The organism is Seonamhaeicola sp. ABD4_175 (assembly GCF_056160885.1).
In genome coordinates, this window is sequence record NZ_JBSWYC010000001.1 from 1,384,492 (window position 1) to 1,410,007 (window position 25,516).

At 33.0% G+C, this 25,516-nt stretch carries 25 protein-coding genes; 16 read left to right on the forward strand and 9 right to left on the reverse strand.

Going from position 1 to position 25,516, the window contains the following annotated elements; all coding sequences use genetic code 11:
* The first annotated feature begins 49 nt into the window (after positions 1 to 49).
* From ACXAG4_RS05610 to ACXAG4_RS05645, 8 genes are all read left to right on the forward strand, one after another.
* A complete protein-coding gene (locus ACXAG4_RS05610) occupies positions 50 to 1,507 on the forward strand; it encodes a lipopolysaccharide biosynthesis protein (protein ID WP_475295089.1) in 1,458 nt (485 codons plus the stop codon).
* 1 nt (position 1,508) lies between these two features.
* Positions 1,509 to 1,943, forward strand: coding sequence for a dUTP diphosphatase (gene dut / locus ACXAG4_RS05615; RefSeq protein WP_475295090.1), 435 nt, complete (start codon positions 1,509 to 1,511; stop codon positions 1,941 to 1,943).
* A 151-nt stretch (positions 1,944 to 2,094) separates the two neighbouring features.
* The gene (locus ACXAG4_RS05620) at positions 2,095 to 2,409 is read left to right on the forward strand and encodes a GIY-YIG nuclease family protein (protein WP_475295091.1); all 315 of its coding nucleotides are present in this window, start codon (positions 2,095 to 2,097) and stop codon (positions 2,407 to 2,409) included.
* Positions 2,410 to 2,449: 40 nt separating this feature from the next.
* The gene (locus tag ACXAG4_RS05625) at positions 2,450 to 3,469 is read left to right on the forward strand and encodes a sugar nucleotidyltransferase (protein WP_475295092.1); all 1,020 of its coding nucleotides are present in this window, start codon (positions 2,450 to 2,452) and stop codon (positions 3,467 to 3,469) included.
* 9 nt (positions 3,470 to 3,478) lie between these two features.
* Entirely contained in the window at positions 3,479 to 3,793 is a 315-nt protein-coding gene (locus tag ACXAG4_RS05630; RefSeq protein WP_475295093.1) for an antibiotic biosynthesis monooxygenase family protein, read from the forward strand.
* Positions 3,794 to 3,851: 58 nt separating this feature from the next.
* Positions 3,852 to 5,150: a tetratricopeptide repeat protein gene (locus ACXAG4_RS05635; protein WP_475295094.1), complete on the forward strand. Its 1,299-nt coding sequence runs from the start codon at positions 3,852 to 3,854 to the stop codon at positions 5,148 to 5,150.
* A complete protein-coding gene (gene lolB1 / locus ACXAG4_RS05640; RefSeq protein ID WP_475295095.1) occupies positions 5,150 to 5,917 on the forward strand; it encodes a lipoprotein insertase outer membrane protein LolB1 in 768 nt (255 codons plus the stop codon). Before ACXAG4_RS05635 ends, lolB1 begins: the two co-directional genes overlap by 1 nt.
* On the forward strand, positions 5,917 to 7,146 hold the full coding sequence (locus ACXAG4_RS05645) for a murein hydrolase activator EnvC family protein (RefSeq protein WP_475295096.1): 1,230 nt from the start codon (positions 5,917 to 5,919) through the stop codon (positions 7,144 to 7,146). Before lolB1 ends, ACXAG4_RS05645 begins: the two co-directional genes overlap by 1 nt.
* A 2-nt stretch (positions 7,147 to 7,148) precedes the next feature.
* On the opposite strand, the gene ACXAG4_RS05650 is transcribed toward ACXAG4_RS05645, so the two are convergent.
* The 3 genes from ACXAG4_RS05650 to ACXAG4_RS05660 form a co-directional block, all read right to left on the reverse strand.
* The gene (locus tag ACXAG4_RS05650; RefSeq protein WP_475295097.1) at positions 7,149 to 7,367 is read right to left on the reverse strand and encodes a DUF6515 family protein; all 219 of its coding nucleotides are present in this window, start codon (positions 7,365 to 7,367) and stop codon (positions 7,149 to 7,151) included.
* Between the two features lie 323 nt (positions 7,368 to 7,690).
* Positions 7,691 to 8,200: an acyl-CoA thioesterase gene (locus ACXAG4_RS05655; RefSeq protein WP_475295098.1), complete on the reverse strand. Its 510-nt coding sequence runs from the start codon at positions 8,198 to 8,200 to the stop codon at positions 7,691 to 7,693.
* Positions 8,201 to 8,306: 106 nt separating this feature from the next.
* Positions 8,307 to 9,251 (reverse strand): HU domain-containing protein, encoded by a 945-nt coding sequence (locus tag ACXAG4_RS05660; protein ID WP_475295099.1) that lies wholly within the window; start codon positions 9,249 to 9,251, stop codon positions 8,307 to 8,309.
* A 104-nt stretch (positions 9,252 to 9,355) separates the two neighbouring features.
* Between ACXAG4_RS05660 and dprA the strand changes: the two genes are divergently transcribed.
* Complete coding sequence (gene dprA, locus ACXAG4_RS05665) at positions 9,356 to 10,462, forward strand: DNA-processing protein DprA (protein ID WP_475295100.1); 1,107 nt, start codon at positions 9,356 to 9,358, stop codon at positions 10,460 to 10,462.
* Here the strand turns inward: dprA and trpS are convergent.
* Entirely contained in the window at positions 10,459 to 11,427 is a 969-nt protein-coding gene (gene trpS / locus ACXAG4_RS05670; protein ID WP_475295101.1) for a tryptophan--tRNA ligase, read from the reverse strand. The genes dprA and trpS overlap by 4 nt on opposite strands.
* 76 nt (positions 11,428 to 11,503) lie before the next feature.
* Here trpS and ACXAG4_RS05675 point away from each other — a divergent pair, with 76 nt between their 5' ends.
* Positions 11,504 to 12,247, forward strand: a complete 744-nt coding sequence (locus ACXAG4_RS05675; protein WP_475295102.1) for a lysophospholipid acyltransferase family protein — start codon at positions 11,504 to 11,506, stop codon at positions 12,245 to 12,247.
* A 96-nt stretch (positions 12,248 to 12,343) separates the two neighbouring features.
* Here the strand turns inward: ACXAG4_RS05675 and ACXAG4_RS05680 are convergent, their stop codons facing one another.
* From ACXAG4_RS05680 to recA, 4 genes are all read right to left on the reverse strand, one after another.
* Positions 12,344 to 13,825 (reverse strand): hypothetical protein, encoded by a 1,482-nt coding sequence (locus ACXAG4_RS05680; protein ID WP_475295103.1) that lies wholly within the window; start codon positions 13,823 to 13,825, stop codon positions 12,344 to 12,346.
* 3 nt (positions 13,826 to 13,828) lie between these two features.
* Complete coding sequence (locus ACXAG4_RS05685; RefSeq protein ID WP_475295104.1) at positions 13,829 to 14,371, reverse strand: RNA polymerase sigma factor; 543 nt, start codon at positions 14,369 to 14,371, stop codon at positions 13,829 to 13,831.
* A 30-nt stretch (positions 14,372 to 14,401) separates the two neighbouring features.
* Complete coding sequence (locus ACXAG4_RS05690) at positions 14,402 to 14,815, reverse strand: hypothetical protein (protein WP_475295105.1); 414 nt, start codon at positions 14,813 to 14,815, stop codon at positions 14,402 to 14,404.
* A 116-nt stretch (positions 14,816 to 14,931) separates the two neighbouring features.
* A complete protein-coding gene (gene recA, locus ACXAG4_RS05695; RefSeq protein ID WP_475295106.1) occupies positions 14,932 to 15,930 on the reverse strand; it encodes a recombinase RecA in 999 nt (332 codons plus the stop codon).
* A gap of 303 nt (positions 15,931 to 16,233) precedes the next feature.
* Here recA and trhO point away from each other — a divergent pair, with 303 nt between their 5' ends.
* The 6 genes from trhO to ACXAG4_RS05725 all read left to right on the forward strand — a co-directional run bounded on the left by trhO (position 16,234) and on the right by ACXAG4_RS05725 (position 23,137).
* Positions 16,234 to 17,307: an oxygen-dependent tRNA uridine(34) hydroxylase TrhO gene (trhO, locus tag ACXAG4_RS05700; RefSeq protein WP_475295107.1), complete on the forward strand. Its 1,074-nt coding sequence runs from the start codon at positions 16,234 to 16,236 to the stop codon at positions 17,305 to 17,307.
* A gap of 4 nt (positions 17,308 to 17,311) precedes the next feature.
* Entirely contained in the window at positions 17,312 to 18,556 is a 1,245-nt protein-coding gene (locus tag ACXAG4_RS05705; RefSeq protein WP_475295108.1) for a peptidase U32 family protein, read from the forward strand.
* Entirely contained in the window at positions 18,556 to 18,786 is a 231-nt protein-coding gene (locus ACXAG4_RS05710; protein WP_475295109.1) for a ferredoxin, read from the forward strand. The genes ACXAG4_RS05705 and ACXAG4_RS05710 overlap by 1 nt, the downstream gene beginning before the upstream one ends.
* A 188-nt stretch (positions 18,787 to 18,974) precedes the next feature.
* Complete coding sequence (locus ACXAG4_RS05715; RefSeq protein ID WP_475295110.1) at positions 18,975 to 20,252, forward strand: PSP1 domain-containing protein; 1,278 nt, start codon at positions 18,975 to 18,977, stop codon at positions 20,250 to 20,252.
* On the forward strand, positions 20,239 to 20,733 hold the full coding sequence (locus tag ACXAG4_RS05720) for a gliding motility lipoprotein GldH (protein ID WP_475295111.1): 495 nt from the start codon (positions 20,239 to 20,241) through the stop codon (positions 20,731 to 20,733). The genes ACXAG4_RS05715 and ACXAG4_RS05720 overlap by 14 nt, the downstream gene beginning before the upstream one ends.
* A 43-nt stretch (positions 20,734 to 20,776) precedes the next feature.
* Positions 20,777 to 23,137: a penicillin-binding protein 1A gene (locus tag ACXAG4_RS05725; protein ID WP_475295112.1), complete on the forward strand. Its 2,361-nt coding sequence runs from the start codon at positions 20,777 to 20,779 to the stop codon at positions 23,135 to 23,137.
* A gap of 30 nt (positions 23,138 to 23,167) precedes the next feature.
* Here ACXAG4_RS05725 and ACXAG4_RS05730 read toward each other — a convergent pair whose 3' ends face one another.
* A complete protein-coding gene (locus ACXAG4_RS05730) occupies positions 23,168 to 25,126 on the reverse strand; it encodes an acetoacetate--CoA ligase (RefSeq protein WP_475295113.1) in 1,959 nt (652 codons plus the stop codon).
* Positions 25,127 to 25,516 lie beyond the last annotated feature (390 nt).

A 25,516-nucleotide genomic window follows, 5' to 3' on the forward strand; every position in this document is an offset into this window, starting at 1 on the left:
GCTTAGCAGTTGTTAAAAACGTAATTTTGGCATATTAAAGAACAATTTTTTGGGCGGATTAAAAACATTATTCAAACAAACATTTATTTATGGTTTAGCAACTGTGCTTCCTAGAATGTTAAGTTTTTTACTAGTAAGATTACATACAGATGCTGATGTGCTTAAAACTGTAGCAGATTACGGTGATGTGTCATTGATTTATTCCTATTTCGTTTTATTCAATGTTATTTTGGCATATGGCATGGAAACTGCTTTTTTTAGGTATTTTAATAAAGAGGATAAAAATACAGTAATTGGTACATCTGCAATATCTTTAATACTAAGTTCCTTAGTTTTTTTTGTAACAGCTTTTTTGTTTCAAAACCAAATAAGTGCATTGGTTGCTATAAAAGTTGAGTACATTAACCTTGTTATTTGGATTTTGCTATTTGATGCCTTAGTAATAATACCTTTTGCTTGGTTACGTGCTAACGCAAGACCTATAAGGTATGCATTAATTAAAATATTAAATGTTGCAATTAATCTTGGGCTAAATCTTTTCTTTTTACTTTGGTTAGAAAATTTAGCTGGAAAAAGTAATTTCTTTGCTAGTATTTATAATACTAATTTTGAGGTTAATTATATTTTCATAGCTAATTTAATAGCAAGCGGCATAACGTTAATTTTAATGTTGCCCTTTTATTTTAAAATTAAATATATCTTCAACATACTTCTCTGGAAAAATATGCTTAAATATGCATTTCCTGTTTTAATTGCAGGCATTGCTTTTTCAATTAATGAAACGTTTGATAGAATTTTATTAAATAATTTATTACCCGCAAGCATTGCAAAAACACAAATAGGTATGTATTCAGCATGTTATAAATTGGCGTTGTTTATGACGCTTTTTGCAACAGCTTTCAGGTTGGGTATTGAACCTTTCTTTTTTAGTCACGCTAAATCTGAAAATCCACAGAAAAACTATGCTAAAATTTTAGAGTTTTTTGTGGCTTTAGGAGCGCTAATTTTGTTATGTGTTGTAGTTTTTGCTGATGTTTTAAAGGTCATTTTTATTGGTGATTCCGCTTATTGGGAGGCCATGTGGATAGTGCCTCTTTTATTAATAGCTAGCTTTTGCCTAGGTATTTACCATAACCTATCTGTATGGTACAAAATAACCGATAGAACTAAATTTGGAGCCTATATTTCTATTGTAGGAGCTTTGGTAACATTAATAATTAACGTTGTTTTTATTCCAAGTTACGGTTACAAAGCATCGGCAGTAGCTACCTTGGCAGCTTATGCCATAATGATGTTATTATCTTTTTACTTCGGAAGAAAATATTACCCAATACCATATAACCTCAAAAAAATTAGTTTGTATTTAATACTATCAATAGTGTTTTCAGTATTGTCATTCTATCAATTTCGCAGCAATTATATTGTGGGAGTTTCGTTGTTAATTGTATTTTTGGGTGTTATTTGGTTTTCAGAAAAAAATCAAATCCAACAATTATTAAAAAGATAACATGCAAATAAAAATTATTAATAAATCAAGTCATAATTTGCCACACTATGAAACCATTGCTTCAGCGGGCATGGATTTAAGAGCAAATATAAATGAAGCCATAACGTTAAAACCTTTAGAAAGAACCATTGTAAAAACAGGACTGTTTATTGAGTTACCTATTGGTTTTGAAGCACAAGTGCGCCCAAGAAGCGGCTTAGCAGCAAAAAAAGGTGTTACAGTATTAAATGCACCAGGAACTGTAGATGCAGATTATAGAGGCGAAATAGGTGTTATTTTGGTTAATCTTTCAAATGAAGATTTTATCATTGAAAACGGAGAACGTATTGCACAATTGGTAATAGCCAAACATGAGCGTGCTGAATGGGAAGAAGTAGAGGCGCTATCTGAAACCTCAAGAGGTGCTGGTGGTTTTGGAAGTACCGGAACAAAGTAAATCAATTCCTGCGAAAGCAGGAATCTTATAATAAATAAACGTGAGACAATGGGGTGTCTGTACCCAAGCAAATAAGCTTAGATGAATTTTATCAAATCTATAAAAGAAGTAGAACTTAAAAAGAGATACTAGCTTTTGCAGGTATTCAAGCATGAAATATTGGTATATCTATATCATGACAAATAAACCTAATGGTGTTTTATACATAGGTGTTACCAATAATATAGATGAAAGAGTTAAAGAACATAAGCTAAAAGTGTATCCAAAAGCCTTTACTGCAAGATATAACTGTGATAAACTAGTTTATTTTGAAGAGTTTGAAGACGGAAGTGAAGCCGAAATAAGGGAAAGACAATTCAAAAAATGGAAAAGAGATTGGAAAATAGAACTAATAGAAGAAATGAATCCCAATTGGATAGATTTAACTGAAAATTGGAATCTGAATTTTAATAAATTAAGAATATAAATATTAACCTAAAAGATACCTGCTTACGCAGGCATGAATCATGAAAATTATAGTTCCAATGGCGGGTCGTGGCTCGCGTTTAAGACCACATAGTTTAACAGTACCAAAACCTTTAATTCCGGTTGCAGGCCAGCCAATTGTACACCGTTTGGTAAAAGATATTGCAAAAGTTTTAAAACAACCCATTGAAGAGGTTGCTTTTGTATTAGGTGATCCGGCTTGGTTTGGTGATGATGTTGTTAAAAGTTTAGAAGCATTAGCCCAAGGTTTAGGAGCCAAAGCCTCTATTTACCGTCAAGATAAACCACTTGGTACAGGGCATGCCATTATGTGCGCAAAACCATCACTATCAGGGCCAGCAGTAATTGCTTATGCAGATACTTTAATTAGAGCTGAATTTGATTTAGATGCTGAAGCAGATAGTGTTATCTGGACAAAACAAGTTGAAAACCCTGAAGCTTACGGTGTAGTAAAACTTAATGATAACAACGAAATTGTTGAGCTTGTTGAAAAACCTGAAACCTTTGTAAGTGACCAAGCTGTTATTGGTATATATTACTTTAAAGATGTTGAAGTTTTAAAAAATAAACTACAAGAAGTTTTAGATGAAAATGTTATGAATGGTGGAGAATACCAAATTAATGATGGTATTAAACGCATGATGGCCGATGGCAAAGTATTCAAAACAGGTACCGTTGATGAGTGGATGGACTGCGGAAATAAAGCTATTACTGTTGAAACTAATGGTAAAATGCTTAATTTTTTAAAGGCCGATGGCGAAGAGCAACTAGTAGCCTCATCAGTAACTCTAGAAAACTCTAACATAATAGAACCTTGTTTTATTGGTGAAAACGTGGTGTTAAAAAATACCACAGTTGGCCCACACGTATCAATTGGAAATGGTACTGTTATTGAAGATTCAACTGTTAAAAACAGCTTAATTCAAACCAATACATCAATAAAAAATGCTAATTTAGACAATGCCATGATTGGTAATAACGTAAAGTACAACGGAAACTTTACTAATATTAGTATTGGAGATTATTCCGTTTTAGAATAAATTTTTTATATGTATATAGTTATATACGCTTTTAAAGTAAAGTCTAATAAAGAGTTGTCTTTTTTAGAGTCTTGGCGTGCATTAACTAAATTAATATATCATTATGAAGGAAGTTTAGGCTCTAGATTGCATAAAAAAGAGCCTTTACTTTACATTGCTTATGCGCAGTGGCCTAGTAAAAACACCTTTGAAAACGCAGGAAAAAACCTTCCCGTAGAAGCTAATACCTATAGGGATGCTATGAGAAATGCGTGCGAAAGTATTGAAGTTCTTGACAAATTAGAAGTAACTGATGACTTGTTAATGAAAAACGTTTATGGTTAGTAGATTTAAACATATTGTCATTATTCTTTTTGTAGTCTTTGCTGTACCAAATTTTTCAATGGCACAAGTAGATTTCAATAAAACACCTGATGATGATTTGGGTAATGTTGAAGATGCATTTCAGGAGCAGTTTTATGAGGCTATGAAACAAAAAGGCATTGAAAACTATGACAGAGCCGTACAAGCACTTTTAAAATGTATAGATTTAGATGCCTCTGTGCCAGTTTTGTATTTTGAACTTGGTAAATGCTACAACAAAGTTAAAAATTTTGGTAGTGCTGAAGAAGCACTTAAAAAGGCCGTAGATAAAGACCCTGACAACGAGTGGTTTTTAGATGAGTTGTATGGGTTTTACATAAGTCAAAATGAATACGATAGTGCAATTAAAACGGTAAAGCAATTAGTAGAATATCACCCAGATTATAAAGAAGATTTAGCATCACTTTACCTAAGAATGAAAAAATACGACGATGCTTTAAAAATTCTTGATGAACTTGATGCTAAACATGGTATAGCCATGTCTAGAGATGTTATGCGTAATAAAATTTACCAGCTTACAGGCCGCAAACAAGATCAAATTGAAAATCTTGAGCAACGTGTTGATAGCAACCCTAATAAAGAAGCTAATTACCTAGCACTCATTTACAGGTATAGTGAAAACAACCAAAAAGAAAAGGCTTTTGAAACAGCTAAAGAGCTATTAAAAATAAAACCAGAATCTCAGTTAGTACATTTGGCTTTATACAAGTTTTATTTAGATGAAAACAATGCCGAAAAAGCTATAGCATCCATGAAAACAGTGGTTAAAAGCACACTAATAAAGCCTGATGCTAAACTAAAAGTGCTTACAGATTTTATAAACTTTGTAAGTAAAAATCCGGAATATGAATCTGATTTAGTTGAAGCTACTGCCTTAGTTGAAAGTGTAAATAATAGCAAAACTTTAATTGAGTTAGGGCAATATTTTTTGACAAATAACAATAAAGCTGCCGCTTTACAAAACTTTGAAAGTGCTTTAAAACTTCAACCTAATAATTTTACTGTTTTAAAAAGCGTATTGCTTTTGTATTTAGATGAAAATAAATTTGATACAGCAAATATAAAAAGTACGCAGGCGTTAAATAATTATCCATCGCAGCCTATATTATACCTCATTAATGGGGTGTCATTTAATGCGCTTAACAAACCGCAAAATGCTATTGATACTTTAGAAATTGGTTTAGATTATATTATTGATGATGCTAAAATGGAAGCCGATTTTTATACCCAGATAAGTAAAGCCTACACACTTTTAAACAATACAGCTAAAGCAAAAACGTTTAGTGATAAAGCAAAACAATTACAAAACACAAATTAATGCAATTACGTACCCCAATAGTTGTTGCCATAGTTATGGTAATGTTATTTAGTTGTAAATCTGCCCGAACAGTAAGTGGTGGTGAGGCTAATTATAATTTATCAGCAAAACAACTAATTAAAGCTCATTACAAGCAACATGCTGCTTATAAAACATTAAAATCTAATTTAAAAATAACATATATTGAAGGTTCAAAATCGCAAACACATACGGTTAGTTTTAGAAGTAAAAAAGATGAAGTGTTATGGTTAAGCGCTACCTTTTCTGTAGTAAAAGCTATGGTAACACCGCAAAAAGTTAGCTTTTATAATAAGTTAGATAAAACGTATTTTGAAGGAGATTATGCCTATTTAAGCAAATTGTTAGGCACAGAATTAAACTTTGAAAAAGTACAAAACCTACTTTTGGGCAATGCTATTTACAATTTAAAAGAAGATAATTACAAAGTATCGGTGCAAGATAGTGCCTATGTTTTACAGCCTAAAAACCAACGTAGTTTATTCGAAATTTTTTATTTGTTAGATCCGGCGTTATTCAAATTAAAATCTCAACAAATATCACAACCAGAAAAGTTTAGGCATTTGCAAATAGATTACTTAGCCTACCAAAAAGTAAATAATCAAATTCTACCAGAAAAAGTAAAAGTAATAGCTTTAGAAAAAGACCAAGAACTTATTGTAAATTTGGAGTTTAAAAATGTAACTTTAAACGAAGATTTACGTTTTCCGTTTAAAATACCATCAGGATATAAAGAAATAGAGTTTTAATGGGCAACCAACTTTCGTTTTATAAATTAGTTATTTTACTAAGCATTTTGTTGTGCGGTATAGGAGCATTTTCACAAAATAACAAACGCAAAGAACTTGAAAGTAGACGTCAAGAACTGCGTCGCGAAATTCAAAAAATAACCCAATTAAGAGCCCAAAACAAATCAAAAGAAAAATCTGAACTGTCGCAAATTGAGGCTTTCAGTTATAAAATTAGCGTGTTAGATAATTTAATAAAAGTAACCAACCAACAAGCTAATTACATAACCCGCGAAATAAATACAAACCAAAAAAAAATAACCAATTTAAGAGACGAGTTAAAACAATTAAAAGAAGACTATGCAGCCATGATTGTTAAGTCATACAAAAGTAAAAACCAACACAGCCGTATTATGTTTTTACTGTCTTCAACAAACTTTAAACAAGCTTATAAAAGGTTACAATACTTAAAACAGTACACCAATCACCAAAAGCAACAAGGCGAAGAAATAAAAGCTAAAACAGAAGAGTTACAAAGCTTAAACAACAACCTAATAAAGCAAAAAGAAGAAAAAAATAAACTAATTGCCGAAAATAGAGTTACTCAAAAAACATTAGAAGCAGAGCGTAAATTGCATGAAAATTTAATGCAATCTATTAGAAAAAACCTATCAAAATACACCGCACAAATACGCCAAAAACAACGTGAAGCCGCACGCATTGATGCCGAAATAGACAAAATTATTAAAGCAGCCATAGCAAAATCTAATAAAGCAGCTGGTAAAGCAGCCAGTTCAAAAAGTTTTGCACTCACACCCGATGAAAAAGTACTAGCATCAAATTTTGTAGCCAATAAAGGCAAACTACCATGGCCTGTAGAGCGTGGTGTAGTTAGCCTGCGTTACGGTAGCCAACCATCACCAATAGATAGGTCATTAACAATAAACAGTAACGGCGTGCGTATTTCAACCCAAAAAGGTGCCACGGCACGTGCCGTTTTTAACGGCGAGGTTTATGAAATACTTAAAATGCGTAACGTAAACCCCATTTTAATAATACGTCATGGTAACTATTGGACTTACTATAAAAACCTCTCTAAAATATACGTTAAAAAAGGCGATAAGGTAACTACAAAACAAGCCATAGGCGAGGTGTTTACAAACCCAAGTAACGGCGAAACCATTTTAGGTTTCATCATTTCAAAAGGTTTAACCAAAGAAAACCCCGCACACTGGATTAACGCCATGTAACATTACACCCTTGTAAAAACGTAGCCTCTTCTCGTTTTTATATAATGGTTTCCGTTCCAAAAATAATAATGTTTACCTCTAACCGTTACAATTTTATAATGCTTAGGCGGTGTTTTAACAACCGTAACCTTAGTAATTGGTCGGCGTGTTTGTACATGCGTAGCGCAAGATGTAGCACCAAATGTTAAAACAGTAGTAATTAAAATAACAAAAAATCTCATAGCAAAAAGTATTTTGGTTATACTGCTAATAAGACTATAGTTATACAAAAAAGTTTAAAATATAAGTATTTGGGCGTTACCCTCAAGGGGTCGGGCTTTACGTTAAATCTTTTTAAAATACATTTTAAAATTTTACTTTATTACATTAAAATTGTATTTAAATAATAAAAGTAAAGGCAAATAGCCAATGTTTTAAAAAGGATACCACTGCAATCCCTAACGCAGTTAAGGCAACAACATTTTAAAAATGAAAGTAAAAAGAAATTTCTTTAAACATAAGAAACAATTTAAAGAATAATTAAAACCTTATTTCAAACTTCACACTAAACAAATAATGCTTTTAGCTCGGTAGCATCATTAGGTTTCATTTTGCCTGCTAATAATAAACTTAGCTGTTTACGGCGTAAAGCAGCATCAAAACGTTGTTTTTCAAGCTTAGTTTCAGGGTTTATCTCAGGAATTTTTACTGGGCGTCCTGTTTCATCAACCGCTACAAAGGTATAAATAGCTTCATTGGCTTTTGTTTTCTCGCCAGATTCGCGGTCTTCAGTCCAAACATCAATATAAATTTCCATTGATGATGTAAAGGCTCTAGATACCTTAGCTTCAACCGTAACAACACTACCCACCGGAACCGCTCTATTAAACGCTACATGGTTAACCGATGCTGTTACTACAATACGCCTACTGTGGCGTCTTGCAGCAATACTAGCGGCTCTATCCATTCTAGCTAAAAGTTCGCCACCAAACAAGTTGTTTAAAGGGTTTGTTTCACTTGGTAAAACTAAATCTGTGAGTATGGTTTTAGATTGTTCAGGCGTTTTTGCGTTCATTGCTCTCATTTTAATGCCTGCAAAGGTACTATCATTTTAATAATTTATAAAACAATTAAAACGAAACTAAAACATATTATTGGCTGTAAGCCTCAAAAATTTGTGGCTATTTTAAGGTGCTAACACTTGGGTCTACTTTTAACCAAGCGTCTTTGTTGTGGTTAGCTTTAATGTTTCTTAAAGCTTTTAAAGCTTCTAACCTGTCTTCATAGCTACCATAAACAACTTCATGTAAACCATATTTGTTTACACCTATTTTACGGGCTTTAAAGCCAGCAGCTTTAAGTTGTTTTATTTTTTTATTGCAGTTTTCTTCAACTCTAAACGCACCAGCAATAATGTGGTAGCCACCAGTTTGTTTGCTTACATTTAAGTTTATAGCGGGTAAGGTGTTTAGGTTAAAAGTGGCTTTTTGTATTTTGTTTTCAAGCTTATCAATAGCGTCTTCTTGGGCTATTTTATTGTGGTTATTAATTTGGTTGTAGTTATTGTAAACACCAAAACCACCTAATGTTAACGCTATTAAAACAACCGCAGCATATTTTAAATAAGGCCTAGATTTACGTTTTTCAGTAGTTACTGTAATTGGCACTATGTTTTCAATAGCTTCAGCTTCTTTTTTATAAACTTCTCTGCTTATTTCACCTGATTCAAATTCAGATAAACCAAAGGCATCAGTTAAATAGTTAAGCTTATAAGTTGGCTCAAACATTAATTTACCTTCGTTATTTAAAACAATATCACCAATATTTTTAAAAGTAAGTGTTTGGCCTTGTGTTAAATTCGATTTTAAAAATTTAACACGTTTTTCAACCTTTTTATTCGCTTCTTCAAACGGTATTTTTTCTACATCGGCAATGTAATGCGCTAGTAGTCCATCATTATTTTGAATTTGCTCATTAAATGAAATACGTTTACTTGGTGCAATAAACGTGTGAGTAGTGTCATCTATTTGTGCAGATACGCGTTGTGTTAAAAATGCTCCAAAATTTGGCACTGTAACACACTCATATCTGTAAAGTAAATCGCTTATGTAGGTTTCAAGTTGCATGGTAACAAAATTAAAAAAATATGCCGCTATTTAAAATTTAGGGTTAACTATTTATTAACATTAAAAAAATTATTTTATTTTGAATTCATAATCAAACACATACAATGACTCAAAATAATTTGCTTTACACGTTAGCCTTACAACATGTGCCTAATATAGGCGATGTAACAGCCAAAAAACTCATTTCAATTTGTGGTTCTGCAGAGGCGGTTTTAAAAGAAAAAAAGCAAAATTTACTTAAAATTGATGGTATAGGAAGCGTTACAATTGCAAGTATTCATGACTCTAAACACCTAATAGAAGCTGAAAAGGAAATACACTTTATAAAAAACAATAATGTACGTGTGCTTTATTTTGAAGATAATGATTATCCTGAAAAATTAAAGCATTGTATTGATGGCCCAATTATACTATTTCAAGCGGGCAATGTAAACCTAAAAAACCAACGGTTAATTAGTATTGTTGGCACCCGAAAAATAACTACAAAAGGCATAGAATTCTGCGAGCGTTTAGTTGAAACTCTCCAACCATACAACCCAATAATTGTTTCTGGTTTTGCTTACGGAACCGATATTACAGCACATAAAGCAGCCATTAAAAACAATTTACAAACAGTAGCGTGTTTAGCACATGGTTTTAATCAAATTTACCCCAAAGTACACAAAAAATATATGGCTGAAGTTGAAAAAAACGGTGGTTTTTTTTCAGATTTTTGGAGCACCGATACTTTTGATAGAAATAACTTTTTAAAACGTAACAGAGTTATTGCAGGCTTAAGTGAGGCTACTATAGTTATAGAATCTGCCGAAAAAGGTGGAAGCCTTGTAACTGCCGATATTGCAAACTCATACAACCGAGATGTTTTTGCAGTACCGGGCAGAATTACCGATGCCCAAAGTATAGGTTGCAACAACCTAATAAAATACCAAAAAGCACACATGCTTACCAGCCCTTTAGATGTGCCGTATTTATTAAACTGGCAACTTGAAAATGAGCAAAAACCAGCACCTATACAAAAACAGCTTTTTGTGGAGCTTGATGCTACCGAAAAAATAATATATAATTACCTAAAAACCAACAATAAAGAGCAATTGGATATAATTGCACTTAACTGCAATTTACCTATTTTTAAAGTATCAAGTACACTTTTAAATATGGAATTAAAAGGGGTTATTAGGCCGCTACCAGGAAAACTATTTGAGGTTATTTAATACCCTACTTTTTTTCTAACTTTACTTAAAACGGCATTAGCTACAACTTTTGCTTTTTCGGCACCAACGTTTAGTGCTTTTTCTAATTCATCAATATTTTCCATGTAGTAATGGTATGTTTCGCGTTGGGTGGCAAATTTCTCAACAATAAGCTCAAATAATGCCTGTTTTGCATGTCCGTAGCCATAATTGCCATTCTCGTAATTGGCCTTCATGGTATTTATTTGGTCTTCATTAGCAAGTAAACTGTAAATAGCAAAACAATTACAAGTACTCCAATCTTTAGGTTCTTCTAAAGGCGTACTATCTGTTTGAATACTCATTATTTGCTTGCGTAGCTTTTTATCATTTAAAAATATATTGATGGTGTTGTTTCTACTTTTGCTCATTTTTTCACCATCTGTACCAGGAATAAGTTTGGTTTGTTCCTGTATTTTTCCTTCGGGTAAAACAAAAACATCACCTACTTTACTATGAAACCTAGAGGCAACGTCTCTGGTCATTTCAATATGTTGTAATTGGTCTTTACCAACCGGAATAATTTCGGCATCGTATAATAATATATCTGCAGCCATAAGCATTGGATAAGTAAATAACCCAGAGTTTACATCTTCTAACCTATCGGCTTTATCTTTAAAACTATGAGCCAATGTTAAGCGTTGGTAAGGGAAAAAGCAGCTTAAATACCATGATAATTCTGTTACTTGTGGTATATCACTTTGTCTGTAAAATACCGTTTTTTCAATATCTAAACCAAAAGCTAACCAAGTAGCGGCAACAGAGTAGGTGTTAGTGCGTAACGTTTCAGCATCTTTAATTTGTGTTAAAGTATGCAAGTTTGCAATAAATAAAAACGAATCGTTTTCAGGCTTTTGCGCCATTTCAATTGCCGGTAGTATAGCTCCTAAAATATTACCTAAATGTGGTGTTCCTGTACTTTGTATGCCAGTTAGTATTCTTGCCATGGTTTATTTTTTATCAGGCAGCAAAGGTAAATTTTTTAATAGAATTGCTCAATACAATTATGTACTTTTGAAACTTATGAAGTTATTTAAATACATTTTTTGGACATTTTACCGTATTTGGTTTTATATTTTGGTGGCTTTACCCATAGTGGTATTGTTCCCTTTTTTATTATTATCTATCAGTAAAGAATCGTGGTATCCGTTTTTTTTTAAACTTGCTAGGTTTTGGGCAAAGTTTATTTTAATAGGTATGGGTTTTAATTATAGTTTTAGAGCTGAAGAAACACCCCAAAAAGGTAAAAGTTATATGTTTATAGCCAACCATACATCTATGGCCGATATTATGCTAATGCTTGCAGCAGTAAAAAACCCGTTTGTGTTTGTAGGTAAAAAAGAATTGGCTAAAATTCCGTTGTTTGGTTTCTTTTATAAACGCACCTGTATTTTAGTAGATAGAAGCTCTCCTGAAAGCAGAAAAGCCGTGTTTTTAAGGGCGCAACGCAGGTTAAAACAAGGTTTAAGTATTTGCATTTTTCCTGAAGGTGGCGTGCCCGAAGAGCATATTGTTTTAGATGATTTTAAAGACGGCGCTTTTAGGCTAGCCATTAACCACCAAATACCTATTGTGCCACTAACGTTTGCCGATAACAAAAAACGATTTTCATATACTTTTTTTAGCGGAAGCCCCGGCAGAATGCGCGTAAAAATTCATAAGTTTATGAAAACAAAAGGCTTAACAATTGAAAATACTAAAGCGCTTAACGCCAAGGCCAGAAATGTTATTTTAAAACAGTTAGAAGTGTTTAATGAAAAACATTAACATTACTTAATAAAAAAAGCTGCATCACAAAAATGAAGCAGCTTTTTAGGTAATAGTTTGAGCTTAATAAACCATTACCTAGATCTAACCAAAAACCTAGAATTTAATGGCGAATCCAGTATAAACACCAATAATAAATGGTGTAAAGTTACCAGAAGTATTGTTAAACGTGTTTATTTGATATTTAAACATAGGTTCTAAATTCAAATCAAAAGTTTCTGAAAATTTATAATTTAAACCCAAACCAAAATTGGCACTGTAGCTTATTTTATTAAGGTTGGTAGCCTCGCCTAAAAGTACACGTTGCCCGGTATTAGACTCAGAATACATGCTGTTATCATTTAAAAAAAACGAACTAAATCCGCCAATAACATTAACACCAAATTTTTTATTTAGTAAAGCATATTGAATTTCTAAAGGCACTTCAATGTAACCCAATGATTGGTTTAGTGTTGTTTCAGAAGCTATAAAAGATTCTGGCACACTTTTTAAAGTAGTTTCGCTAATTACAGATACGCTACTTGAGGCTGCATTAGCAACATCTGAACTGGTATTAGTATTGTTTGAACTAATATTTGCAAACGAACGTTGGGCGCTAATACCGGCGGTTTGAAACAACACAACATCATTAGTATTATAGCCTAAATTTACTTTATTAATACCTGAACGAATTTTAATTTTATCATTAAGGGCATAACTAGCTGTAACACCGTAACTCATATTAATTTCGCCACTTTTTGCGTTGTTAGTAAATTGTGGGTCTATTGATGAGCCTTCGCCTAAAGTATTAAAATAAACAGGCGCTGCATTGGCGGCTACTTGCCATCTTTTTTTGTTGTTTTCTTCGGTTATAAGGTCTTTATTTTTTTCTAAAGCGTCTTCAATAGTTAATGCTTCATTTTTGTTTTCTGAAGTATTTTTAGCAATAGTTTTTGTATTATTTTCTTCGGAAATTTTTTCAGCTTTAGCGATGTTTTTGTTACTTGTTTTTTGTTTTTCTGAAGTATTATTTTGAAGTGTTTTAGTGTTGTTTTCTTTAGAATTATTATGAGCAACAAGTGTTTTGTTTTGAGCGCTTTTTAAAGTAGCGTTATTTACAATTTCTTGCTTGTTTTTATTTGAATTACTTGTTTTATTAGCACTGCTTTTGTTTATGGCAATACTATTTTTTGTGCCGTTGTTTTTATTAAAATTATTTTTTACGGCTTTTTTTGGTGTTTTTGAAGCGGTTTTATAAACCTCATTTGTTTCATTTGTATTCGTATTTGCTATACTAGTGTTGGGGTTTTTTGTTACTGGTGTTTTGGTTTTAATTGTATTACTGTTTTTAGTTTTTTCAGTGTCTACAACTTTTATGGGCGTTTCTTTTTTGTTAGTATTCATAAAAAAACCAACGGTAAGCAACAGTAGCAAAATGGCTGCAGCACTGGCGTAACGCCACCAAATAGGAATAACACGCTTTTTCTTTTTCTTGTTTAAATTGGCTTCAATATTTTTCCAAACGGCATCACTTGGTGCCACTTCAAAATCTTTAAAGCGCTCTTGAAACAACCTGTCTATATGTTTTTTATCACTCATTTTTTATAATGATTGTAAACTTTCAGATATTTTATAATCTTCAATATTCTTTTTTAAAATCTGTCTAGCACGTGCTAAATTAGATTTTGAGGTGCCTACATTTATTTTAAGCATCTCAGCAATGTCTTTGTGTGAATAGCCGTCTAGTACGTAAAGGTTAAAAACCAGCCTGTATCTATCGGGTAATTCTTGTATTATTTGCAGTAAATAATCTATTGAATAGTTGCTTTCTTCAATATCAACTTCAGCATCTTCAATGGTATTTTCATTCACAATATCAAAAACTTTTTCGTTTCTGTAGCGTTGTAATGCCGTGTTTACTGTAATTCTTTTTAACCAACCTTCAAAAGAACCTTTACCTTTATATTGTTCTATTTTATTAAAAATTGTTAGAAATGCATCTTGCAAATTATCTTCAGCTTCGGCATAATTACGTGAATACTTTAAGCACAAAGAGAATAACTTACTTGCAAAAAGTTTGTATAATTCTCCTTGTGCTTTAGTATCATTGCGTTTACAATTTTCTATGAGTTGTTTTAAACTCAACTTTAAACACGTATTAGTTAGTACTTATTTTTACTCTGCAACAGGTACTTCTATGGTTAAGTATTGGCTTTCGCCGTTATCATCTTCACCTTGCCAAAACTTAAAAATGTATGAGCCATTGCTTGTTACAATAAAGTTAAAGGTGGCTTCAACAAGTTCATTTTCTAATGGTTCGCAGTTATTGCGGTCAAACACGTAATTTATTGGTGCAACAGTACGTTCATTAAGTTCTTTTAAATAATAAAAATCGTTAAAAGCATAGCATGTAGTGGGTTTGTAATATGAAATTGTAATAGGGTATGTTTCGCCTAGAACAAACTCATCAGGTATGTCTACACTTTCAACAGGTAAAATTTCAAAACTAAAGTTTAAATTATCGTCATCGTTAACACTACACGATGCTAAAAGCACGAGTGTTAAACATAGCATAATAACTCTTTTCATAGCAAATAATATTAGGGTTAAATACATGTTTATACCCTTTAGATGCTGGTAATATTGAATGGTTGCGTGTAAGAAACAAAAAATCCCGAATTAATCGGGATTTAGAAAAAAAATTTTTATGAGGCTACAATTTCTCTAACTTTAGCTTCAAGTTCATCCATAAGTTCAGGATTATCTTTTATTAAGGCTTTTACAGCATCTCTACCTTGGCCTAATTTGGTATCGCCGTAGCTAAACCAAGAACCGCTTTTCTTTATAACTTCATTATCAACAGCAATATCTAAAATTTCGCCAACTTTACTTACGCCTTCGCCATACATAATATCAAACTCGGCCATTTTAAATGGTGGTGCTACTTTGTTTTTAACAACTTTAACGCGGGTTTTGTTACCCGAAACTTCGCCTGCACTATCTTTTATTTGTGTTGAACGACGAATATCTAACCTAACCGATGCGTAAAATTTTAATGCATTACCACCTGTTGTGGTTTCTGGGTTACCAAACATAACACCAATTTTTTCACGTAATTGGTTAATAAAAATAACAGTACAATTGGTTTTACTAATTGATGCTGTTAGTTTTCTTAATGCTTGAGACATTAATCGTGCATGTAAACCCATTTTTGAGTCGCCCATTTCGCCTTCAATTTCGCTTTTTGGCGTTAATGCTGCTACAGAATCTACCACTACAATATCAATTGCACCAGAGCGTATTAAATTATCGGCAATTTCTAAAGCTTGCTCACCGTTATCAGGTTGCGATATAATTAGGTTATCAATATCAACGTTTAGTTTTTCAGCATAAAACCTATCAAAAGCATGTTCTGCATCAATAAATGCTGCAATGCCACCAGCTTTTTGTGCTTCGGCAATGGCGTGTAAGGTTAATGTGGTTTTACCCGATGATTCTGGCCCGTAAATTTCTATAACACGCCCGCGCGGGTAACCGCCTACACCTAATGCAATATCTAAGCCTAAAGAACCTGAGGGAATAGCTTCAACATCAACAATGGCAGAATCACTCATTTTCATTACGGTTCCTTTTCCGTAGGCTTTATCTAATTTATCTAGTGTAAGTTTTAGTGCTTTTAATTTTGCTTCTTTTTCGCTGCTCATTTCTTTTAAATCTAAAAAATTGTATGCTAAAATACTACATCTTTTGTCACAATACAATTTTATAACGCAACCTTTTTACACAATTTGCATCTACTTTAAAAGCGGGAAAAACAATGCTATGAAAAACATGTTTTTTTACTAACAAAACTAACGCTATTCTAAATTTAAAAAAGCACTTTGGTACATTTCTAAGGTGCTTTTTTTCTGAAAACAAACAGTTTTGCCTAAAAAATGTACCTTTGTGGCTCAGAAAAAATCTTTATATCGCAATATTGCGACTTTAACCTTAAAAATTAGTATAGCATGCAACTGTACAATACATTAAGTGCTAAAGAAAGAGCAGCGTTAATAGAACAAGCCGGTAAAGACCGCTTAACGCTTTCTTTCTATCAGTACGCCAAAATTGAAAACCCACAAGAATTTAGAGATCAGCTTTTTATAGCTTGGAATGAACTTGATGTTTTAGGTAGAATTTACGTAGCAACCGAAGGCATAAACGGCCAATTATCATTACCTGCAGATAGGTTTAATGAATTTAAAGCACATTTAGACACTATTGATTTTTTAAAAGATATTAGATTAAATATTGCTGTTGAGCAAGACAACATGTCTTTTTTAAAATTAAAAGTAAAAGTGCGTAATAAAATTGTTGCCGATGGTTTAAACGATGATACCTTTGATGTAACCAACAAAGGTGTACACGTTGGTGCCGAAAAATTTAATGAACTTATTGAAGATGATAACACTGTTTTGGTTGATATGCGTAACCATTACGAAAGTGAAATTGGCCATTTTAAAAATGCCGTAACACCTGATGTTGATACCTTTAGAGAATCTTTAGACATTATTGAAGACGATTTAAAAGCACACAAAGAAGACAAAAACTTAGTAATGTATTGTACAGGTGGTATTCGTTGTGAAAAAGCCAGTGCCTATTTTAAACACAAAGGTTTTAAAAACGTATTTCAGTTAGAAGGCGGCATTATAGAATATACTAGGCAAGTAAAAGAAGACAATTTAGAAAATAAATTTATAGGTAAAAATTTTGTGTTTGATGAGCGTAGAGCCGAAAAAATAAGTGATGATGTAATTGCACAATGCCACCAATGTGGTAAACCTGCCGATGTGCATACCAATTGCGCTAATGATGCCTGCCACTTGCTATTTATTCAATGTGACGATTGTAAAGCCGAAATGAACAATTGCTGCTCTACCACATGCAAAGAAATACACGCATTACCTTATGAAGAGCAAAAAGCACTACGCAAAGGCCAAGGTAATAGTAACGATATATTTAAAAAAGGACGTGCAGACCACCTGCCTTTTAAAAAAGACTTGAGAAACATTAGCGATAATTTTAAATCTAACAAAGCCTAGCATTATGCAGCATATTGAATTAATGGCGCCTGCAGGGAATTTTGAATCTCTGCAAGCGGCTTTAGATAATGGTGCAGACTCTATTTATTTTGGAGTTGAGCAATTAAACATGCGCGCTAGAGCGTCTATTAATTTCACTATAGATGATCTTGAAGAAATATCTAGAAGATGTAAAGAAAAAAATGTACGTACTTACCTTACACTAAATACCATTGTTTATGATCATGATTTGTCTATTGTAAAAACATTAGTAAAAAAAGCTAAAGAAGCAAATATAACTGCAGTTATAGCCATGGATCAAGCTGTTATAGCTATGGCTAGAGAGGTTGATATGGAAGTGCACATTTCAACCCAAATAAATATTACCAATATTGAAACGGTAAAATTCTATGCCATGTTTGCAGATACTATGGTGCTAAGCAGAGAGTTAAGTTTACGCCAAGTAAAAAAAATAACCGAGCAAATTGAAAATGAACAAATAAAAGGGCCATCGGGTAAATTAGTTGAAATTGAAATTTTTGGACATGGTGCACTTTGTATGGCGGTTTCTGGTAAATGTTACATGAGTCTGCATTCAAGTAACTCATCAGCCAATAGAGGCGCCTGTAAACAAAACTGCAGAAAAAAATACACGGTTATAGATCAAGATTCTGGTTTTGAAATGGAGCTAGATAATGAATATATCATGTCTCCTAAAGATTTGTGCACTATAGATTTTTTAGACCAAGTTGTTGATGCTGGTATAAAAGTTTTGAAAATTGAAGGTAGAGGAAGAGCACCAGAATACGTTGCAAAAGTTATTAAATGTTACAGAGAAGCCATTAATGCAATACAAGAAGGAACTTATAGTAAAAAGGAAGTTATTTCCTGGATGCAAACTTTAGAAACAGTTTATAACAGAGGTTTTTGGAGTGGCTATTACTTAGGCCAAAAACTTGGAGAATGGAGTAAAGGATCAGGATCACACGCAACACAAAAGAAAGTATACATTGGTAAGGGTGTGCATTATTTTCCAAAACCAGAAATAGGAGAGTTTAAAATTGAAGCATTTGATTTGCAAACTGAAGACACCATTTTAATTACAGGCCCAACAACTGGTGTAAAAGAGCTAAAAATTGAAAATATGTTGGTTAATGATGAAAAATTAAACATAGCTAAAAAAGGAGATTCTGTTACTATTCCGTTAGGATTTAGAATTAGGCCTTCAGATAAATTATATAAAATTGTAAAAAGTAAAGTAGAGGCATAATGGTTGTAGTTACCTTGCAACGTAATAAGTGTATTGGTTGCAATTATTGTGTGGAGTTAGCACCAAATCAGTTTCAAATGTCAAAAAAAGACGGCAAAAGTGTACTGCTTCATTCAAAAGAAAAAAAAGGATTTTATACATTTAAATCTCCAGACCAATTTATTTTTGAAGATTGTGATAGTGCATCAAAAGCATGCCCAGTAAAAATTATTAGTGTAAAAACAGTTTAAATATATTACACAACCTAATTTTTAAGTAAGTATAATAATCTTATCTTTACATCGGTAATAGCGTAGTTTTGAAATATTACTTTAAAAAATACGTTTAAATTATCATAAGTGCTTCAGCATAAAACAAATAAATTATAAACCCATCATTCGTAATAAATTAATTATTAACGAATTCAATATAAAAACTTATGGCTTGTACAAGCTGTTCTACTAAAGATGGCCAACCTAAAGGCTGTAAAAATAATGGTACCTGCGGAACCGATAGTTGTAATAAACTAACGGTTTTTGATTGGCTTTCAAATATGACACTACCCAATGGCGAAAAACCATTTAATTGGGTTGAGGTACGTTTTAAAAACGGCCGTAAAGAGTATTACCATAACCCAGAAAATATAACATTAAGCATTGGCGATATTGTGGCAACACAAGCAAAAGCAGGGCATGATATTGGTATGGTTACACTTACAGGTGAGTTGGTACGCGTGCAAATGAAGCGTAAAAACATACCTGAGAATGCAAAAGAAGGCCTAAAAATATACCGAAAAGCATCACAAAAAGATATTGATATTTGGCAAAAGGCACGCGATAGAGAAGAGCCTATGAAAGTAAAAGCACGCCAGTTTGCTATAGATTTAAAGTTAGAAATGAAAATTTCTGATATTGAATTTCAAGGTGATGCCAGTAAAGCCACATTTTACTACACTGCCGAAGAGCGTGTAGATTTTAGAGAGCTAATTAAAGTATTTGCCAGAGAGTTTCGTACACGTATTGAAATGAAACAAGTAGGCTTTAGGCAAGAAGCAGCAAGACTTGGCGGTATAGGCTCTTGTGGGCGCGAGCTGTGTTGTTCAACTTGGTTAACAGATTTTCGTTCGGTAAGCACATCGGCGGCACGTTATCAACAATTATCATTAAACCCGCAAAAGTTGGCAGGCCAATGCGGTAAGCTTAAATGCTGCTTAAATTATGAGTTAGATACCTATTTAGATGCTTTAAAAGATTTCCCAAAAACCGATGTTAAACTAAAAACCGAAAAAGGTTTAGCCGTTTGCCAAAAAACCGATATTTTTAAAAAACACATGTGGTTTGCCTATGAAGGCGAATGGGCAACATGGCATAAATTAACTACAGACCAAGTACAAGAAATAATTGCCCTAAACAAGAAAAACGATAAGGTTGCAAGCCTTGAAGAATACGCTGCCGATATTCCTGAAGAAACGAAAACAGAATTTGAAAATGTTGTTGGGCAAGATAGTTTAACGCGTTTTGATAATCCAAAACCCAAAAGAAAACGTAAAAATAATAGGAATAGAAAAAATAACAATAACAGAAACAATACTAATAAAACCAATAATAGTAACCAAGTTAAAAGCACTAACAGAGGCAATAAAGGAAATAGTAACCGAAATAGAAACAAAAACAACCGAAAACCTCAAAACCAAAACACTAAAAATGCAGCAAAGTAATAGTTGGTTATTTTTATTGATAGTTTCAATTGTAATGGTTTCATGTGATACAAATCGTGTTTTTGATAGCTATAAACCTATTCCAAATACATGGCACAAAGATTCTATTGTAAGTTTTAAAATTACACCACCAGATACCACAAATAAATATAACCTATTTGTAAACTTAAGAAACACCAACGCATACAAATACAGTAATTTACATGTAATTGTTGAGATGATTTTTCCGCACGGAAAAACCATAAAAGATACTTTAGAGTATAGAATGGCAGATCCCAGCGGTAAGTTTTTGGGCACTGGTTATACTGATGTTAAAGAAAACAAACTTTGGTATAAAGAAAACGTTATATTTAAAGAAACCGGCACTTACACGGTAAACATACAACACGCTATGAGAGAAAATGGTAAAGTAAATGGCGTGGTAAGTTTAGATGGTATTACCGATGTTGGATTTAGAATTGAACACCCAAACACAAATTAACTATCAATATTTAGGCACTTATAATTTTTTTCGTACTTAAGTTATGGCAACAAAAAATCAAAATAAAGAAGCAGCTCCACCAGATTTTTCAAAATATATACGTTGGTTTTGGATGCTGTTTTCAGCCGGAGCACTATCTGTAATTCTAATTTTTTTATTAGCATCTTGGGGTGTATTTGGTGAAATGCCAGATCACACCGTTTTAGAAAACCCAAGAACCAATTTAGCTACTGAAATTATTTCTGCTGATGGGCAAACACTTGGTAAATTCTATTTTAACGATAACAGAACACCCATAGGTTACAATGAACTGCCAAAACATTTGGTTGATGCCTTAATTGCTACAGAAGATGTTAGGTTTAAAGAACACTCTGGTGTTGATGCCAGAGGTACTTTACGCGCTGTTGTAAAAATGGGTAGTGGAGGTGGTGCCAGTACTATTTCGCAGCAATTAGCTAAACAATTATTTCACGGAGAAGGTTCAAAAAATACCGTTGGAAGAATTTTACAAAAAGTTAAGGAATGGATTATTGCTATCCGTTTAGAAAAACAATACACCAAAGAAGAAATTATAGCACAATATTTTAATATTTACGATTTTGGTAACAATGCCGATGGTATTCGTAGTGCCGCACGTATTTATTTTGGCAAAGAACCAAAAGAATTAACATTGAAAGAATCGGCTATGTTGGTGGGTATGTTTAAAAATTCATCGCTTTATAACCCAAGACCTCATAGAAACCCAATAGGCGTAAAAAACAGACGTAATGTGGTCTTATCACAAATGTATAAGTATGATTATATAGATGAAACCGTTAAAGATTCACTTCAAAAAACAGCATTAGATTTAAATTATTCACCAGAGTCACACCGTGAAGGTTTAGCAACATATTTTAGAGGATATTTAGATGGTTTTATGAAAGAATGGATAAAAGAAAATCCGCAACCAGATGGTAAAAAATGGAATTTATATACCGATGGTTTAAAAATTTACACAACCATTGATTCTAGAATGCAAAAGTATGCTGAAGATGCGGTACAACAGCACATGCCAAGGTTACAAGTAGAGTTTTTTCATCAAAATACACCAAAACGTAACCCAACAGCTCCTTTTTTAGAGTTAGATAAAAGTGAAATAGAAGCTTTAATGAAACGTTCCATGAAACAATCTGAACGTTGGAGGCATTTAAAATACGATTTAAAAAAATCTGATAAAGATATTGAAGCCTCATTTCACAAACCAACAAAAATGACGGTTTTTAAATGGGATAAAGGTAACCCATCTGAGGTTGATACCATTATGAAACCATGGGATTCTATGCGTTATTACAAATCGTTTTTAAGAACAGGTATGATGTCTATGGATCCTACTACAGGCCACGTTAAAGCATGGGTTGGTGGCATGAATTATAGACACTTTCAGTACGATATGGTAATGCAAGGTAAGCGCCAAATTGGTTCTACTTTTAAACCTTTGGTGTACACAGCAGCTATAGATCAATTACATTATTCGCCTTGTGATGAATTTCCAGATACACCGTTTTGTATTGAAGCTAACAAATTTGGAAATCCAGAAGAATGGTGCCCTAGAAATTCAGGTGGCGAAAATGATTATGGTGGTACAAGAACACTAAAAAACGCCCTGGCAAATTCGGTTAATACCATTACAGCTAGGTTAATTGATAAAGTAGGCCCACAACCCGTGGTTGATTTAGCAAGAAAGTTAGGTATAAAATCTGATATTCCTGCAGTACCTTCTATTGCATTAGGTACACCAGATTTAAGTGTTTATGAAATGGTAGGCGCATATTCAACCTTTGCTAATAAAGGTGTTTATACAAAACCGGTAATGGTAACAACTATTGAAGACAAAAATGGAACAATACTATACCAATTTAAACCCGAAACGCGTGACGTTTTAAGTGCCGAAACAGCCTATGTTGCTGTTAAACTTATGGAAGGTGTTACAGAGCATGGTTCTGGGGCAAGATTGAGAACAAAAGGTGCAGATTCGTATAGGGCAGATTATAGAGAGGTTGTAACGGGTTATCCTTATGAGTTTAAAAACCCAATAGCAGGAAAAACAGGAACCACGCAAAACCAAAGTGATGGTTGGTTTATGGGTATGGTACCAAATCTTGTAACAGGTGTTTGGGTTGGAGCAGAAGATAGAGCAGCACATTTTGCCAGTATTACTTATGGGCAAGGTGCAGCAATGGCATTGCCTATTTGGGGTGTATATATGAAAAGTTGTTATGAAGATACAACTTTAGATATTTCAAAAGAAGCTTTTGAAGCTCCTAAAGATTTATCAATAGTAGTTGATTGTTCTAAAATAGATACTAATACTACTGATGAAGATAATATAAAAGATGATATACCCGATGATTTAGATGGGTTTTAAAAAAAAGCGCTCTTTTTAAGAGCGCTTTTTTTATATGGTTTTAGCAAATTCAATATAAAAATCTACACACTCTGGGTTACGCATAGCATCAATGTTTATTGATTTTTCTATGGGCATTTTTAAAAGAATCTTTTTTATAGGCGCTTCCATTTTTTTGCCACTAATGGTATAAGGTATGTCTTTAACCTCAATTATTTCATCGGGAACATGACGTGGAGAATAGTCGTTTTTTAATTGACTATTAATATTCTTTTTAACCGCATTATTTAATTCAAATCCTGGTTTTAACTTTACAAATAGAGGCATATAGTGTTTACCGCCCTCTAATTCAAGATTAATAATTAGAGCATCTTCTACAGCGTTTATTTTGTTAACGGCGCTGTAAATTTCGCTAGTGCCAATTCTAATTCCGTGCCTGTTTAATGTTGCATCAGAGCGCCCGTAAATTACTAATCCGTTGGTTTCAGAATTAATTTTTATAAAATCGCCATGGCGCCATTTGCCTGGGTAGTCTTCAAAATAACTGGCTTTGTATCTGGCATTGTCTTTATCATTCCAAAAGTAAATGGGCATTGATGGCATAGGCTTATCTATTACCATTTCGCCTAAATCGTCTTTAATAGGTTCGCCTAAATCATTTAAGGCAAATAACGAAACACCTAAGGCTCTACATTGAATTTCTCCGGCATGTACAGCAAAAAATGGAGTGCCGCCAACAAATGCCGTACAAACATCGGTACCTCCGGCCATTGAGCATAACCAAACATCATCTTTAATATTGGTGTAAACATATTCAAAAGCCTCTGTTGGCAATGGTGCGCCTGTTGAGCTAATAGATTTTAAAGAGTGTAATTTGTGTGTGTTTTTTGGGTTTAATGCTTTTTTCATGTTGGCAACTAAATAAGGTGCGCTGGTACCAAAATGGTTGATATTTAAATCGTCAGTAAGCGTCCATAGTGCATCAAAATTTGGGTAAGTTGGTGAGCCATCATACAACACAATAGATGCGCCCATTAATAATGCCGATTGTAAAAAATTCCACATCATCCAACCTGTAGTTGTAAACCAAAAAAAGCGTTCGTCTTCATGTACATTGTTATGAAATGCCATGTATTTATAATGCTCAAGTAAAATGCCTCCGTGAGAGTGTACAATGGCTTTTGGTAATCCAGTGGTGCCAGATGAATATAAAACCCACATAGGATGGTTAAAATCTACGGGTGTAAAGGTTAATTTTTCGCCTTTTTTGTTAAGTATAGCATTTATGTCTTCACAATCATCATCAAAATTATTTAAAGCATTTTCATTTAAATAAGGCTGAATTATTACTTTTTTAAGTGTTGGTAATGCTGCAATAATAGCTTTAACGGTACTGGTTTTATCAAAAGGCTTACTGTTATATGTGTAACCATCTGTAGCAATAAGTACTTTGGGTTTAATTTGAGAAAACCTATTTACAACGCTTTCTGTACCAAAATCTGGAGACGTGCTAGACCATACAGCACCTAAAGCATTAACGGCTAAAAATGCTATGGTTGCTTCGGGTACATTTGGCAAAAAGGCCACTATACAATCGTTTTTTTTAACACCTAAGGCTTTTAAATAGCTTGCCATGGCGGCAACTTTTTCTTTTAATTGTGCCCATGTGATTTTTGTTTGTTTACCTAATTCATTTTTAAAAAGTATAGCTGTTTTGTTAGGTTGCATTTGTTTAAAAATATGCTCACTGTAATTTAAAGTGGCACCTTCAAACCATTTACAATTTGGCATATTATAGCCAGATAACACTTTTTTATAAGGCGTATGTGATGTTATTTTGAAATAAAACCAAAGGCTTTCCCAAAAAGCTTCGGTGTTAGAAACAGACCATTGCCATAGCTCCTCATAATTATCAAACTTTAAATTTTGGTGCTGTTCTAACCAATTACAATATGCTTTTAAATGACTATGATTTTTAAACGCTTTTGATGGTTCCCAAAGTTTTTTCATAAGGTTAGTTTAATATTTTTAGTTGGTATAAGAAGTTTATTTGAATAACTCAAAGATAACTATTTAAATATGTATTTATGTTACCAGTATTACATTAAAAAAATAATATTAATGCATTTCATCGAAAAAATATGTTTTTTAGCTATGTTTTTGAAAAAAAGTTTGATATTAGCAAAACCAAATCAACCATTATAAATATTTGAATTTGTTCCTAAATCTACCATGAACTTAACCTACAAAAATATGGAACCAAATCTACCTGAACTGCCAACGGCAGAGGCGGCTTCACTGGAGTCGTCTTCATTTCACGAAAGTAAAATAAAAGAGACACTTCAAGAAAACTTGAGGTTTTTTAAAAGTTTGTTTTACTTAACAAAAAAGATATTCATG

What these genes read in the sequence shown, in the direction of transcription:
- dut (WP_475295090.1), top strand. Translation starts at nt 1,509, where the DNA reads ATGCAAATAAAAATTATTAATAAATCAAGTCATAATTTGCCACACTAT.
- ACXAG4_RS05620 (WP_475295091.1), top strand. Translation starts at nt 2,095, where the DNA reads ATGAAATATTGGTATATCTATATCATGACAAATAAACCTAATGGTGTT.
- ACXAG4_RS05625 (WP_475295092.1), top strand. Translation starts at nt 2,450, where the DNA reads ATGAAAATTATAGTTCCAATGGCGGGTCGTGGCTCGCGTTTAAGACCA.
- ACXAG4_RS05630 (WP_475295093.1), top strand. Translation starts at nt 3,479, where the DNA reads ATGTATATAGTTATATACGCTTTTAAAGTAAAGTCTAATAAAGAGTTG.
- ACXAG4_RS05635 (WP_475295094.1), top strand. Translation starts at nt 3,852, where the DNA reads ATGGCACAAGTAGATTTCAATAAAACACCTGATGATGATTTGGGTAAT.
- lolB1 (WP_475295095.1), top strand. Translation starts at nt 5,150, where the DNA reads ATGCAATTACGTACCCCAATAGTTGTTGCCATAGTTATGGTAATGTTA.
- ACXAG4_RS05645 (WP_475295096.1), top strand. Translation starts at nt 5,917, where the DNA reads ATGGGCAACCAACTTTCGTTTTATAAATTAGTTATTTTACTAAGCATT.
- ACXAG4_RS05650 (WP_475295097.1), bottom strand. Translation starts at nt 7,367, where the DNA reads ATGAGATTTTTTGTTATTTTAATTACTACTGTTTTAACATTTGGTGCT.
- ACXAG4_RS05655 (WP_475295098.1), bottom strand. Translation starts at nt 8,200, where the DNA reads ATGAACGCAAAAACGCCTGAACAATCTAAAACCATACTCACAGATTTA.
- ACXAG4_RS05660 (WP_475295099.1), bottom strand. Translation starts at nt 9,251, where the DNA reads ATGCAACTTGAAACCTACATAAGCGATTTACTTTACAGATATGAGTGT.
- dprA (WP_475295100.1), top strand. Translation starts at nt 9,356, where the DNA reads ATGACTCAAAATAATTTGCTTTACACGTTAGCCTTACAACATGTGCCT.
- trpS (WP_475295101.1), bottom strand. Translation starts at nt 11,427, where the DNA reads ATGGCAAGAATACTAACTGGCATACAAAGTACAGGAACACCACATTTA.
- ACXAG4_RS05675 (WP_475295102.1), top strand. Translation starts at nt 11,504, where the DNA reads ATGAAGTTATTTAAATACATTTTTTGGACATTTTACCGTATTTGGTTT.
- ACXAG4_RS05680 (WP_475295103.1), bottom strand. Translation starts at nt 13,825, where the DNA reads ATGAGTGATAAAAAACATATAGACAGGTTGTTTCAAGAGCGCTTTAAA.
- ACXAG4_RS05690 (WP_475295105.1), bottom strand. Translation starts at nt 14,815, where the DNA reads ATGAAAAGAGTTATTATGCTATGTTTAACACTCGTGCTTTTAGCATCG.
- recA (WP_475295106.1), bottom strand. Translation starts at nt 15,930, where the DNA reads ATGAGCAGCGAAAAAGAAGCAAAATTAAAAGCACTAAAACTTACACTA.
- trhO (WP_475295107.1), top strand. Translation starts at nt 16,234, where the DNA reads ATGCAACTGTACAATACATTAAGTGCTAAAGAAAGAGCAGCGTTAATA.
- ACXAG4_RS05705 (WP_475295108.1), top strand. Translation starts at nt 17,312, where the DNA reads ATGCAGCATATTGAATTAATGGCGCCTGCAGGGAATTTTGAATCTCTG.
- ACXAG4_RS05710 (WP_475295109.1), top strand. Translation starts at nt 18,556, where the DNA reads ATGGTTGTAGTTACCTTGCAACGTAATAAGTGTATTGGTTGCAATTAT.
- ACXAG4_RS05715 (WP_475295110.1), top strand. Translation starts at nt 18,975, where the DNA reads ATGGCTTGTACAAGCTGTTCTACTAAAGATGGCCAACCTAAAGGCTGT.
- ACXAG4_RS05720 (WP_475295111.1), top strand. Translation starts at nt 20,239, where the DNA reads ATGCAGCAAAGTAATAGTTGGTTATTTTTATTGATAGTTTCAATTGTA.
- ACXAG4_RS05725 (WP_475295112.1), top strand. Translation starts at nt 20,777, where the DNA reads ATGGCAACAAAAAATCAAAATAAAGAAGCAGCTCCACCAGATTTTTCA.
- ACXAG4_RS05730 (WP_475295113.1), bottom strand. Translation starts at nt 25,126, where the DNA reads ATGAAAAAACTTTGGGAACCATCAAAAGCGTTTAAAAATCATAGTCAT.